Source organism: Nostoc sp. (genome assembly GCF_036917375.1).
Taxonomy (GTDB): domain Bacteria; phylum Cyanobacteriota; class Cyanobacteriia; order Cyanobacteriales; family Nostocaceae; genus Nostoc.
This window is the reverse complement of record NZ_JBALDN010000026.1, coordinates 15,780-28,826: the sequence shown is the minus strand read 5'-3', so window position 1 is coordinate 28,826 and position 13,047 is coordinate 15,780. Positions and strand designations below refer to the sequence as shown.

At 38.9% G+C, this 13,047-nt stretch carries 12 protein-coding genes and 2 pseudogenes; 8 read left to right on the top strand and 6 right to left on the bottom strand.

The window, feature by feature from the left end:
• The 3 genes and pseudogenes from V7K45_RS06600 to V7K45_RS06590 form a co-directional block, all read right to left on the bottom strand.
• On the bottom strand, positions 1-654 hold the full coding sequence (locus V7K45_RS06600; protein ID WP_335001574.1) for an L-2-amino-thiazoline-4-carboxylic acid hydrolase: 654 nt from the start codon (positions 652-654) through the stop codon (positions 1-3).
• Between the two features lie 777 nt (positions 655-1,431).
• The gene (hemF, locus tag V7K45_RS06595) at positions 1,432-2,436 is read right to left on the bottom strand and encodes an oxygen-dependent coproporphyrinogen oxidase (protein WP_335001572.1); all 1,005 of its coding nucleotides are present in this window, start codon (positions 2,434-2,436) and stop codon (positions 1,432-1,434) included.
• Between the two features lie 1,004 nt (positions 2,437-3,440).
• Positions 3,441-3,917, bottom strand: a pseudogene (locus tag V7K45_RS06590) (hypothetical protein); the annotation flags it as partial.
• A 207-nt stretch (positions 3,918-4,124) separates the two neighbouring features.
• Here V7K45_RS06590 and V7K45_RS06585 point away from each other — a divergent pair.
• The 3 genes from V7K45_RS06585 (at position 4,125) to V7K45_RS06575 (ending at position 6,936) form a co-directional block, all read left to right on the top strand.
• A complete protein-coding gene (locus V7K45_RS06585; protein ID WP_335001570.1) occupies positions 4,125-4,538 on the top strand; it encodes a hypothetical protein in 414 nt (137 codons plus the stop codon).
• The gene (locus V7K45_RS06580; RefSeq protein WP_335001568.1) at positions 4,535-5,368 is read left to right on the top strand and encodes a hypothetical protein; all 834 of its coding nucleotides are present in this window, start codon (positions 4,535-4,537) and stop codon (positions 5,366-5,368) included. Before V7K45_RS06585 ends, V7K45_RS06580 begins: the two co-directional genes overlap by 4 nt.
• 722 nt (positions 5,369-6,090) lie before the next feature.
• The gene (locus V7K45_RS06575; protein WP_335001566.1) at positions 6,091-6,936 is read left to right on the top strand and encodes a DNA/RNA non-specific endonuclease; all 846 of its coding nucleotides are present in this window, start codon (positions 6,091-6,093) and stop codon (positions 6,934-6,936) included.
• Positions 6,937-7,002: 66 nt separating this feature from the next.
• On the opposite strand, the gene V7K45_RS06570 is transcribed toward V7K45_RS06575, so the two are convergent.
• A complete protein-coding gene (locus V7K45_RS06570; RefSeq protein WP_335001564.1) occupies positions 7,003-7,404 on the bottom strand; it encodes a nuclease A inhibitor family protein in 402 nt (133 codons plus the stop codon).
• Between the two features lie 417 nt (positions 7,405-7,821).
• Here V7K45_RS06570 and V7K45_RS06565 point away from each other — a divergent pair.
• Positions 7,822-7,929 (top strand): annotated as a pseudogene (locus V7K45_RS06565) (IS5/IS1182 family transposase); the annotation flags it as partial.
• A gap of 15 nt (positions 7,930-7,944) precedes the next feature.
• Here the strand turns inward: V7K45_RS06565 and V7K45_RS06560 are convergent.
• On the bottom strand, positions 7,945-8,166 hold the full coding sequence (locus V7K45_RS06560; protein WP_335001562.1) for a plasmid partition protein ParG: 222 nt from the start codon (positions 8,164-8,166) through the stop codon (positions 7,945-7,947).
• Between the two features lie 209 nt (positions 8,167-8,375).
• Here V7K45_RS06560 and V7K45_RS06555 point away from each other — a divergent pair, with 209 nt between their 5' ends.
• The 3 genes from V7K45_RS06555 to V7K45_RS06545 all read left to right on the top strand — a co-directional run bounded on the left by V7K45_RS06555 (position 8,376) and on the right by V7K45_RS06545 (position 10,272).
• Positions 8,376-8,927, top strand: a complete 552-nt coding sequence (locus V7K45_RS06555; RefSeq protein WP_335001560.1) for a hypothetical protein — start codon at positions 8,376-8,378, stop codon at positions 8,925-8,927.
• Complete coding sequence (locus V7K45_RS06550; protein ID WP_335001558.1) at positions 8,924-9,259, top strand: helix-turn-helix domain-containing protein; 336 nt, start codon at positions 8,924-8,926, stop codon at positions 9,257-9,259. Before V7K45_RS06555 ends, V7K45_RS06550 begins: the two co-directional genes overlap by 4 nt.
• A gap of 188 nt (positions 9,260-9,447) precedes the next feature.
• Positions 9,448-10,272: a pentapeptide repeat-containing protein gene (locus tag V7K45_RS06545; RefSeq protein ID WP_335001556.1), complete on the top strand. Its 825-nt coding sequence runs from the start codon at positions 9,448-9,450 to the stop codon at positions 10,270-10,272.
• 203 nt (positions 10,273-10,475) lie between these two features.
• On the opposite strand, the gene V7K45_RS06540 is transcribed toward V7K45_RS06545, so the two are convergent.
• Positions 10,476-10,928, bottom strand: a complete 453-nt coding sequence (locus tag V7K45_RS06540) for a MerR family transcriptional regulator (RefSeq protein ID WP_335001554.1) — start codon at positions 10,926-10,928, stop codon at positions 10,476-10,478.
• 85 nt (positions 10,929-11,013) lie between these two features.
• Here V7K45_RS06540 and cas12k point away from each other — a divergent pair, with 85 nt between their 5' ends.
• A complete protein-coding gene (cas12k, locus tag V7K45_RS06535; RefSeq protein WP_335001552.1) occupies positions 11,014-12,933 on the top strand; it encodes a type V CRISPR-associated protein Cas12k in 1,920 nt (639 codons plus the stop codon).
• Positions 12,934-13,047 lie beyond the last annotated feature (114 nt).

Here is a 13,047-nt window from a genome sequence, read left to right as displayed (position 1 = left end):
TTACGATCCTTTAGAAAGAGATGTTTTTAAAAGGTTCATCCCAATCTGCAAGATTTTAGGAGTTAAGCGAATCAAATCGAGAATATGAGAGAACAAGCTCGGTGCTTTTTGTGGCTTTACTTCTACCCCTTTAGCAGGTCTTTCATACTTGAACATACAAACGCAGTCACCATCTGCCTGCTTGCTAATAATTGCGGCTTTCATTCCAGGAAATGCTCTCCTGGTTGCTTCTTGTTCCATCTCGCAAATAACTCGGCAAGGGCTTTCAAGTCCATATTCTTTGGCAATTGAAAGAACTGGACAAACTCGTTGAATTTCTAGTGCAGCATCTTTTCCTTCTTGGGAAATATCTACGACTTGCATTTGGAAGCCCATGATCCGAAAGATCGGAATTGCATCGGTAAAGCCTTTGGCTATGGTGGTATTGTCAATAAAAGCACCCATGAACGCTTTTTGATGACCAGGGTAGGCTAACATCATTTGTTCAAAAGCTGCATCTTCTCCAATTTCATCTGACAGTTTTTTGTAGGCTGCAAATCGATTCCTAAACATACTCACTGCTTTAGAGGAATCCATTTGCATCACATCGTTCATGGTAATGTCGCCAATACCTATAACGTTATCCATTGCCAGTTCTCCGTGTTTGTTACTCATTTAAATGATCTAAAAAAACGAGCTAATCAATGGCTGATTACTGCTAAATTTTAGATAGCGATCGCCATAAACTTTTTTGCTCCTATAATCCTACGATTGACTTCAGGGATAGCATGTCCTTGGTGATTCAGGACTAGTATGAATTGAACTCCATAAGTATAGTAAAATGATCGTCAACGTTAGATATCTGCTAGCAAACATACACAGGAATACAATATCAACTTCTTGTACCTGCTTGATGGAGAAATGACTCAACCATTGAACTTGGAAAAACTTGCTAATTTCAGTTTTGAAGTTGGTGAATTCAGTTAAGTTAGACCAGCGAAATAATTTGTTAATTTTTAGCAAAATACTTGTCGGCAATTTTTCCATAAATACCTTGTTACTTCCTATTTAGAGGCTATCTCTAAAGAAATGTAAAGAGTAAAAATTAGGCGCTTATCATACCATTTCACTCAATTCTTGATACTAGCTCAAGAGCCTGCCCTGCTGAAGAACAGGCTGTCATCTGTATCAATCTTCAGGTGAAACGGTATTAGCCCTCTTTTTATCACTTTGGGAGAACCCAATCACTGAAAGCCTTTCAGAGCTTTAAGCTCCAGGTTTTGGTTACAAATTTTAGTTCCTGTTAGAAAATAAACACTCAAAGCTTGACTCGATAAAAGTTTCGGAATCTTGCTGCGATTATTGTTTTCCAAGAGTAACAAAACAGGGTTAGGATTTGAATAGCCAACATTTTTTATCGGCTGCTGTTTTCAAATTTGCTCTTGACCGTCTTTACACCCATTCCTGGGGATTTCTCAGTACCTCTAGAAGCTTTGCTTCTTGGCTATCAGCAGTGGGTTGGTCATTATAGTTCCAAAAAGCTTCTCCAGGCATACAATTAAGAACACTTTGTGTACTCACAATGCCGCTTTCCAATCCGAATCGAACACCTCTGTCATGCAGTAGAATAAATTCGGCATAACGTCCGCGTCTGATGCGCTGCCAATATTTATCCTGTTCCGTAAACTCCATATCCTTACGTTGTTTGACAATCGGAAAATAAGCAGGGATGAAAGCTTCAGAACAAGTTTTTACGAAGGAAAGTAGAGTTTCGACATCGGAATGTTGTAAATTGTCAAAGAAAATTCCACCTACACCTCTACACTCACTGCGATGAGGAAGATAAAAGTATTCATCACACCACTTTTTCAAGCGGGGATAGAGTTCTAGATCGTGGCGATCGCAAGCTGCTTTATGTACTTGATGAAAATGAACTGCGTCTTCTTCAAATAAGTAAATTGGTGTTAAGTCACCTCCACCGCCAAACCACCAAGAACCAGGTTCAGTGCCATCACCTAATTGAAAGTAGCGATAGTTAACGTGTGCTGTCGGTATCATGGGATTAGATCCATTAATGACAACACTGGTACTCGTAGCGAAGAAAGAAGTACCTTTTTGATCTGGCGTTATAGTTGTTGGGTCAGCCATCACAACATCCGATCCTCGGAAAGTCACACCAGGAGGTAACTCACCCTGCATCGATACGTAGTTGATACCTACTTTTTCAAATACATTCCCGTTCCGCAGCGACTTGTCGATATATATAGCACCGTTACTGTTTTCACCTTGTACCCATTGGCCTCTTTCATCTCTTGTCCAGCGTTGTTCGTCAAGTTTGCTTCCATCTATTTCCTCAATAGCTTGGCAAACATTATCGAACATATCTAGCAAAAAACTTTCAACTCTATTACTAATTGGTGGTTGCTTGACTGCTGGGTTTTCAAGAATTTGAACCATGACAACTGACCTCGTAGTGACTAAATAGTTATTTGCAAAAAAGGAATTTTGGAATCTAGAAAAATTGGAAGTTGCTTCTCAATCTTTCATCTTGAGGTTTTATTGATTAAGTATGTTTGCTTTGTAGCAAAAGTCTGGAAAGGAAAGAGCTAGCATTTCGCGTTAATTACTTTTGGTTTTCGCGTTACCTAAGTCCTTTCGCTATCTATCTTTTTACTTTAGTCAGGTTTTTACTAGTGAAGATATAGAATTTTAGGAAAATTATAAAGAAAATATTAAAAATGTAACCGCCTAGTTTAGAGAAGAAAAAGAGGATAACTTCAATAGCTATAACCAGTCACACTTCAAATCAGTATTTGACATTATTTTGACTTAACTAAAAAATAAGTTATTATTAGCTAATATTTAACTTAAACATAATCAATATCTCAGTCCTTAGATAGAAGACAGACTATTGTTGTAAATTATTAGTGTTTGTACTATTTTTTTAGCTTTTTCAATATTCGAGATTTCCAGAAAATAAAATATACAATTGCTTGAAATGATAATCATTTTAATAAGCTAAAAATCTGTAATAAGTAACTACGCAAAATTAATTACAGTCATTGTGAGCGAAGCAATCCCGGCCCTTGCGATTGCTTCATTTCGCTTCTCTACGAGACGCTCCGCGATCGCTGCATTCGCAATGACATTGTGTAATTAATTATGTTTACCTACTTATAAATATTTGCACTCAAGAGCAACTTAGGAGCAGCCGCACAGACGACACACCACCTACTACGAATGAAATAAACACTTTCTTTCCCTACTCCCCATATTTATTGAAAGTGCAGTAGGACATGGCTTTTTTAGTTAAATGTATCCATAAAGTAAGTTTGACTGACTAACTTAACAACTGGATGCTTATCATTCCCAGTCATAGTTTTAGCAAAATATAATGCTGTCTAAACCCTATCAAAAATATTTTTATTCCAATGATTCTCTAAAATTCAGCTTCGGGTATTTTTTTGAGGTTTAATCTTGGCAATCGGCTTGAGGCAATACCCTAAATTATTTAACTTGACACGAATTGTTTCCGAAGTTGGTAATTCTTCATCATTATAACCAAATTTATCAATTAGTTGCTGTCTGACTTCAGCCGCAGAAGGACGTGTATACAGTCTTTGGCTTTTACAATTTTGGTCTATTGGGCTTTGTAAATCGACAATGATTTTGATATCTTCTAAAAGATTTGGTAGTTTTGCTTCTGCTTTATAACGTCCTCTACTTCGATAATTATCCACGCAAGTGATACTAGTAGTTAGTTCTTTAATTCCTTTACTAATAGTTACACGATTCCATCCTAACTCTCGCTCCGCTAGAGACTGTCCACCGTGTCCTAATGCCACAACTGTTTGTGCTATAAATTTACGTTTGTCCGCACCTTTTAATTGCTGTGCGGTTTCCTTCAACAACTTTTTCAGTGAATCCGTTAATTGTATTGACACCTCTATTCACCCAAAAATCAAATCATCATTAAATTTACTACAAAAAGGCGAGAGAGAGGCTACCAACGGCAATCTCTCCTATTTTTATACAATGATTATCATTATTAAAATTGTATATTTTATTTTCTGGAATTTTCTGAAAATGCGTGCAGTGTTGTCACTACTAAATAACTTTTTTCTTAACTTCACTAGTCTTTACTGGTGAAAATTTTTAGAAAACTTACCCTAGATCACAAAGGACTTTTGAACTTTCGTTTTTTAACCTGGATGCATAAGGAGGAGCAAGAGGCATATACGGTGATTAAAGGTAGTATGCCGAAAGCGCTTAAGTTTCGGTTTAAAGCGCTCTGTGCACAATATGGATTAAAGATGAGTGAAGTCTTGGAAGTATTAATCAGCGAATGGGTAAAGGCTGATGGCCCAACTTCTTCTTTCATGACTAACACCTTAGATGAAGACCGAGACAGTATCACGCATATCAAGGCATATATTCCCTCTTCCCTGAAGATACAATTTAAAGTTCTTTGTGCTCAAAGAGAGGTTATGCAACGCTTTATCCTCTACAACCTTATTCGTGAATGGGTAGAAACAACCCATGAAAGAAACTTGCCATGAATCTATTATTCCGTTCAACTAACATCGACAAACCCAACAAAAGTAACCAATTAAGTCTAAAGAGTAGTAATCCCTTTATCCAACTGATATTTAACAGGGATACTATATCTGAGACTCGCAAGCTTCTAGATAGAGCTATAGTATCTGCTGCCAAAGATACATTACCAAACTGCAAGCCACCTGCCTTAACTCCCTCCCACTGGATCTGGCAACTTGCCGCTTCCTACCATTTAACTCACTATACTGCGCTATTAATGGAAGAAGCAGCTGGGCGCTTTGCTGGATTGGGACGCTGGAGTTTAGCACAATGGGCAGCACAGAAAGCTCGTGAAGAACAAGGTCACGATCGCCTCGCCTTGCTTGATATTCAATCGATGGGATATGAGGCGGAAGCTGTAGTCAAAGCACTCCTCCCTCCGACTGCTATGGCTTTGCTGAATTTCTTCACTCAGAGTGTACAAGCAGCAGATCCAATTGGTTGCGTTGGGTATTGCTATACGATGGAACGTCTAGCAATGAATATCAAAGCAGAGCATATCCAACAGGTAGAAGCGATACTACCACCTAATACTTATGCTACTCGCTGCCTGCGAATGCACAGTTGTTTAGGTAGTGACGTAAAGCACGTGGATGAGACAGTTGAAATAGTGGCAGCACTAACTTCAGAAGAGCGCACTAACATAACTGTCGCCTGCTATGAAACTGCACTGTTGTACTTCAGTTCGCTTAAGGAGAAGTATATATCAGAAGTGGAATTACAGCAGGTATTGAATCAGTTGAGGTTAGATCCCTGTAATCAGAATAATTCTCTTCCTCAATACATTTGCTAGTGCAAATATCGCTGAACAATGATTAATTTGTTGGCGTTACAGAGAAAGCGGAATGATTTAGCAAATTGTAAAATTTCTCTGTCTGCTTCCCCTGTACGAGAACTGCCTAAGAACAGCTTGCTACAATTCATCCACTTGTTGTGGAACGCCAATTTGTTTAACCAATTCTTAATCACATACTTGAAACAACCTGAGGAAAATACAATGAACGTCGCAATTACAAGCATTGGACAGCAACTTTTCAGTTGGAAATCTTTTAAATACTACTTGAAGCACAACTTCAAGACTTGGTTTCAAGTTCCAAATGACGACGAAATTGAACTGGAAGACTTTTTGAAAGATCAATTCGGCCAAGGACTATTTTTTAATATTCCTTCCTCTTTCTAAGCTTTTGTGAGGAGTTAATATAAAGCGTATTTTGTCAATCAGTCAAAATACTCTCTAGTCCTCAATAGAGCGAAAATAGCGATCGCTTGGGCGCGGGCACTCCGCGCCATCACTCAATTATTAAAGCAAATAATATATAAGTTTTTCATCTTATTTAGGTGATTATCTAATTTCAGATAATCACTTAAATAATTACTAGATGTTAACGCAATATTTACAGCTTTTTAACCTTTCTTTATACAACCATAGCTATATTGCGATTGGTAAGTTTTATTTAATTTCTGTAACTTTAACATAAACAATTGTAGTTTATTTAAACAAATAAATAGTAACAAATGAAGAAGTCTCATTTTTTCAGGGCTATTCTACCTATTGCTGTACCAACAGTAATATCTTTCACTCTGCTTAATTATCTACAAAAGCCACTAATAGCCGAAACCTCAAGCGTTCATTTAAGAATGGGCAATCCTAGTAATGCTGGCAGTAGTTACAGTAATTTTTTGTTGAGCAAATCTCAATACGCAGTTTCTTACAATTGCTATAGAGGGACACCAAATTGGGTAAGTTGGCAGCTAAACACATCATGGCTAGGAAGCGCACCTCGCCAAGATGATTTTCGTGCAGATACTACATTACCTTCAAGCTGCTACCGAGTCACTTCTTCCGATTATACTGGTAGCGGTTTTGACAGGGGACACATGACTGCTTCAGCAGATAGGACAAATACAGTTACCAATAACTCTGCTACTTTTTTAATGACGAATATAATTCCTCAGTCACCTGATAATAATCAGGGGCCTTGGGCTGCACTAGAAAACTATTCTAGAGACTTAGTAAACCAGGGTAAAGAACTCTATATTATTTCGGGTTCCTATGGCACTGGTGGAACTGGCTCGAATGGAACAAAAAACACAATTGCTAATGGTAACGTTACAGTTCCGACCAGAACATGGAAGGTTATTGTAGTATTAAATTCATCAAATTCTGATGCTAGCAGCGTCACTACTAACACAAGAGTAATTGCAGTGAATATGCCTAATTCGCAGGGAATTAGAAATAATAACTGGACAAACTACAGAGTTAGTGTTGATTCCATTGAAACAAACACTGGTTACAATTTGCTCTCTAATGTTTCTTCGTCTGTTCAAAGTGTGATTGAGTCTAGAGTTGACAATTTGTAAGGATACTTACTTCACTTAAAACTTAAAGCCTGTCTGTAAATTATAGACAGGCTGATGTTTGATTAGTTAGGTTTCTACAACTTTTGTCGAAATTCCGCCTAAATCTTTATCTGGAGTTTTACCAAGAATATAGACATGAATACTTATCGTACCTATGCGATAAACCTTGATATTAGTGAGATGATCTCTTAGTGTTTTGACAAGTGATTTAAACTTTGGCACATTTTGTTGTTGTATTTCATCGTGCCATTCTTTTTCTTGGGCACAGTTCCGAAAAAAATAATCTAGTTCTACTTCTTCAACTGATGTTTCTTGAGGATGTCCTGTTAACTGGAGAAGTTTTTGATTTGTCAAAGGTTCTTGCGCTTGATTAGACCACAAAAAAGCTTCAAAAGGATACTCTGATTCACTTATCATTAACAAACCATCGGAGGCTTGTTTAAATTTTTCCGTAATCTCGTTAGTCATAAAATTTATTTATGGTTATGAGCATTGATTTTTGAGTTTGCCAATCAGAGAATTAAGATTAATTTAGGTAGGCCAACCTTGAGGAAGATTTTCAAAATTATATCTTCTGTCTTTCAATCTTTGAATAAATTAGTTGCGGATGTATGCAGTATCAAAAGTCCCAAGCCTATCAAAATAAACATCAGTTAAGCGATCAGGGTCTAAAGCCATTTCACCTTTATATACTGCACCATCGTTGGAATCATCCCAACCCCAAGGGGTATTATATAAGTACTTTCTTTACTTCTCTAACGATACATTTGTTTCAAGTAAAAACCATTCAACTGAGTTTAAAGGAACGAAACCCCATCATTGAGAGCTAATTCGTAAATAAAATCTAAAGAGAACTGAATCTGGGTTGACTCAGGTTATAGGCTCAATCGATTTCGGCGTTTGAGTAAAGATTATGAGTTGTACACAAAGTTAAGTGAAGCAATGATTTATGGCTCATTGATTCGTCTGATGGTAAAGCGAATGGCATCTTAAGCTTTTATTTACGAATCAGCTCTGATCTCCCTTACCCTTACTAGCTGAGGAATTTTCGTTTTCCTCAGCGTCTAGCCATGCTCGAATTAACTCAAGTGCCTTCTGACTCATCGTAGTTCGATGCTTGGCACAGGCAACCTTGAATCTGGTTCTCTCAGCCTCCGGCAGAAAAACTCGGAAATTTACTGTCTTGTCTTCTTCTGACACAACTGCCCTATCAACACGAATTAGCCTCATTGTGGCATTTGCTTTGTTCAGATCAAATACGGCAGCTAGCCCAGTTGCGGCAACTGACCCAGTTGGTTTATCCTAATTTCCATAGTCTATTTGCAACATTTAGACTTCACTGCTGAACTTGACTAACCAAAAAAAACACCAAAAGCCAGCGCCCAACTTTCCACGGCTGACGCTGGCTTATGGTTTCCCCATTCAAGGAGATTTTATCTATGGTAAAACCTGTGAGCGCTCAACGCGATCGCTTGGATACTTATCAACAGGCTTTGGATGACTTTGGCATTACAGAGCTACTATCACGGTTAAGCAATTTTTCCGATCCAGATTTTGATGCAGCATACTTGGTGGAGAAACAAGAGCTAGAAAACCTAGTAGCCATACTCATCCAAAGGCTAACTCATAGCCTAGAAGATAATCTAATTGCCAGTTATTTAAGTGCCATTCAGCAAGGCAAATCAGATTCACTGTTGAGCCAAATTAATGTAGAAATCCCGCCACAGTCGATTGATTTACCAAGCCATTTCCCAAACGTCGAAACACCTAGCTTTTTGTACGGCGACAAACTACGGTGGGTTTCGTCTAATGATCGCACAGATTGGGGGATTGCGATCGGGAGATTTTACAGCTTTGCACCTCATCGCTGCTGTTGGATGTGGCGCTACCTGATTTGGTTAGCTAAAGATAGCCCCAGCGCAGCCTGGACAGGTGCAGACACTGCTTGGGAAGAAGACTTAGAGCCTTTAACATCAGAAAAAGGTTTATGAAAAATGCTCGTCCTTTAACGGAGCGAGAGCAACAACTAATCCAACTCTACGCTAACTGTCAACTAGGAATGACTCCTCGGCAGTTTTACTCCAAGTGGCAGGTAAACTACGAAATACTTGCCTTGATTTGTTCGCGATCGCTTCCTACGGTGCAACGCTGGTTTAGAAGAGGTCGCAACTATCGGCCTCCGCTAACACTAGACTTACGTAATCTCGCTTTAATGGATTTTTTGCTTGAGCATTTTGAACAGATTCCTCCTAATCTCTTCAACAAGCTTTGTTCCTCAAGTCAAACTGAGAAGGACTCTCATACAACTAACTCCCAAAGCTAGGTCAAGTGAGGAAAGCAAATCCATATTTTAATCTAAATGTCAATATAATTCTGACATTTCTTTAATAGCCATTCTTAATTAGGATGGCTATTGTTTAATCCTAGTTAAAGAGGGATTTACTGTGAATTCTCTTAAAACAACAGATTTACAGGCTTTTACAACAGAGAAATTAAAGATTAAAGTTTTTTATGCTTTCTAATCCTAGTGAACTTGTAGCAAAACTTCTAGACATAGATGAAAGAGAATTTTGGAGAGTATGCTTACCTGGAGCACAGCTTCAAGGAAAAGACCTAAGCGGAGTAGACTGGTATGGCGGAAATATGAGCAAAGCCTGTCTAGATGGTGCGAATTTACAGAAAGCTGTTTTATTTCAATGTAAAATGACGGAGACATCTTTTAAAGGGGCGTTACTCACAGAGGCGTGTTTGAGAGCCGCAGACTTGAGAGGAGCATTTTTTCAGGGCGCTGATTTGAGAGAAGCAGATTTTGTGAATGCAAATTTGACTAACGCCAACTTAGCAGGCGCTGATTTGAGAGAGGCAGACTTTTCTGGTGCAAAACTTAATGGGGCTAATTTGTCTGGCGCAATGTTGGATGGAGCAAAAATACCTGGAAAAGTTGTTAATAACCAAGGTATTCGGTTTAACCCAACTTGGCGAATTTATCATTGGGAAGGGCTAAGGTTTCGCTCTAAGAACGAAATAGAAATTGCAAAGGCGCTTGATGAGGCTGGTGTTCTCTTCTTACCCCTTTGCCTAACTCGGCTCAATACGCCAACAGGTAGACGTAATCTAGAACCTGACTTTTTAGTTTGCCATCACGGTAAATGGGGTCTTATGGAAGTTGATGGCCCCTACCATACTCCATTGACACGAGTAGATGAACAAGGACGAGAACGCTTTTTTCAGCATCATGGTATCAGAGTAATTCAGCGCTTTGATGCTAAAAACTGTGAGGATAAGCCCCATGAAGTGGTTAGGGAATTTCTCCAATTAATCGAAAAAATGCACTAACTGTGAGAAAACGGCTGATAACGATAGTGGAAAGAATTTGAACTTTTGTTGATAGTTGATATCAGCTTCAGCAACTAGTTTATTAAGCTGGTTCTAAACTTTTAAGTAGCAATGACAATCTATATTTTTTTGCATACCCACTTAGTACAGCACTCAAAATCAAGAAGGCGAACGCCTGTCGCACCTGTAAATTCAATAAAAAACTAACTACTTAAACTTTTAAGATTTTTCTTTAATCGTTGATGCAATACATCGCTCCAAAAAGGAATAACAGCTTGTCCTTGACATATTGCCTCAAGTGCTGCTTGTTTGTCAAAATCTACTAGTTTCAACGGCTGCTCTTGAGAACGGGCAGATAAGAGCATCAGGCGTTTCATCTTTTCTTGAGGAACAAACTCCTCAAACAACCACGGCTCTTTTTCTCGCAGGATATTTAAAGCTTCTTGGCAAATTTCAAAATTTAAACCTATTGAGAGTAAATACTCCATCACAGCTAATTCCAACAGGTCATTTACCGAATAGTAAACATTACGTCCTTTTCCCGTCGTGTTCACGGTTGGCAAAACAACTCCTCTATCTCGCCAATGCTGTAACTGCCGACGAGAGCAGTTAGTGATTTCAGACGCTTGCGTACTTGTGTAAAACTTTTCTTCCATAAATTTGCTCCATATTATAGCATTTATCAGAATAAAATAACGTTTCTTAACAACACATACTGAATTTATCCTTTACTATTTTTTCATGAGCCAAATTACTATTCAAACTCGCCTAATTGCATCAGAATCAAGCCGCCAGAAGCTTTGGAAGTTGATGGCAAATTTTAACACCCCCTTAATTAACGAACTACTTCAACTGGTTGGTCAAGACCCTAACTTCGAGACATGGCGGCAAAAAGGCAAGCTTCCTACCACTATTGTTAGTCAACTATGCCAAGCTCTCAAAACAGACCTTCGCTTTGCAGGACAACCCAGCCGTTTATATATGTCAGCAATTCATATTGTGGACTACATCTATAAGTCTTGGCTGGCTATACAGAAACGGCTACAGCAGCAGTTAGACGGAAAGATACGCTGGCTAGAAATGCTCAACAGCGATGCTGAACTTGTGGAAACTAGCGGTTCCAGTTTGCAGGCTATTCGTACCAAAGCAGCGGAAATTCTTGCAATAGCTACGCCAGCATCTGGCTATGATAACTCTCTATTTAATGGGAAAAAGAGCAACAAAGCTAAAAAACCCTCTTCTTTTAGTCCTAAACGTAGTTTGTTCAATACATTATTTGATGCTTATCAAGAGACAGAAGACATCCTTAGCCGCAGCGCTATAAGCTATCTGCTGAAAAATGGCTGCAAATTTTTGGATATTCAGGAAAATCCAGAAAAATTTGCCAAACGTCGTCGTCAAGTTGAAATCCAAATTCAAAGGCTTACCGAAAAGTTAACAAGTCGGATGCCTAAAGGTCGAGATTTGACCAATGGTAAATGGTTAGAGACACTCTTCACTGCTACAACCACCTTTCCTGAAGATAACGCCGAAGCCAAGCGCTGGCAGGATATTCTATTAACTCGACCAAGTTCTCTTCCATTCCCCTTTGTTTTTGAAACGAATGAGGATATGGTTTGGTCAAAGAATCAAAAAGGTAGGTTGTGTGTTCACTTCAATGGATTGAGCGATCTTAGCTTTGAGGTATACTGCGACAATCGCCAACTTCACTGGTTTCAACGTTTCCTAGAAGATCAACAAACTAAACGCCAAAGCAAAAACCTGCATTCCAGTAGCTTATTCACTCTCAGAAATGGTCATCTAGTTTGGCATGAAGGAGAGGGTAAGGGCGAACCTTGGAACCTTAACCGATTGACCCTCTATTGTTGTGTTGACAATCGCCTATGGACTGCTGAAGGAACAGAACAGGTTCGTCAAGAGAAAGCAGATGAAATTAGTAAATTCATCACCAAGATGAAGGAAAAAAGTGACCTAAAGGATACACAGAAAGCTTTTATTAAACGTAAAGAATCAACACTTACTCGAATCAATAATAGCTTTGAGCGTCCTACTCAACCACTATACCAAGGTCAATCACACATTTTGGTTGGAGTCAGCCTGAGACTAGAAAAACCTGCCACGGTGGCTGTAATAGATGCGATCACTAATAAAGTTCTGGCATACCGGAGTGTTCGTCAGCTACTTGGTGACAATTACGAACTCCTGAATCGCCAGAGACGACAACAGCGATCGTTATCCCACGATCGCCACAAAGCACAAAAAAGTTTCTCTCCCAATCAATTTGGGGCATCTGAATTAGGGCAGTATGTAGACAGATTATTAGCTAAAGAAATTGTAGCGATCGCACAAACCCATAAAGCTGGCAGCATCGTTTTGCCTAAGTTAGGGGATATGCGAGAGATTCTCCAAAGTGAAATTCAAGCCATAGCCGAAGCAAAATGTCCAGGCTACGTAGAAATGCAGCAAAAATATGCCAAACAGTATCGGATTAATGTTCATTCCTGGAGTTATGGCAGGTTAATTCAAAGCATTCAAAGTAAAGCTGCTCAGGCAGGAATCATGATTGAAGAGGGAAAACAACCTATTCGAGGCAGTCCCAATGAACAAGCAAAGAAATTAGCACTTTCTGCTTACAATCTCCGTCTAGCTAGGCGAAGTTGACACATATCTGAACCTTAACAATAAAATAATAAATAGCGCCGCAGTTCATGCTGCTTGCAGCCTCTGAATTGTGTTAAATGAGGGTTAGTTTGACTGTAGAAATACAGTCTTGCT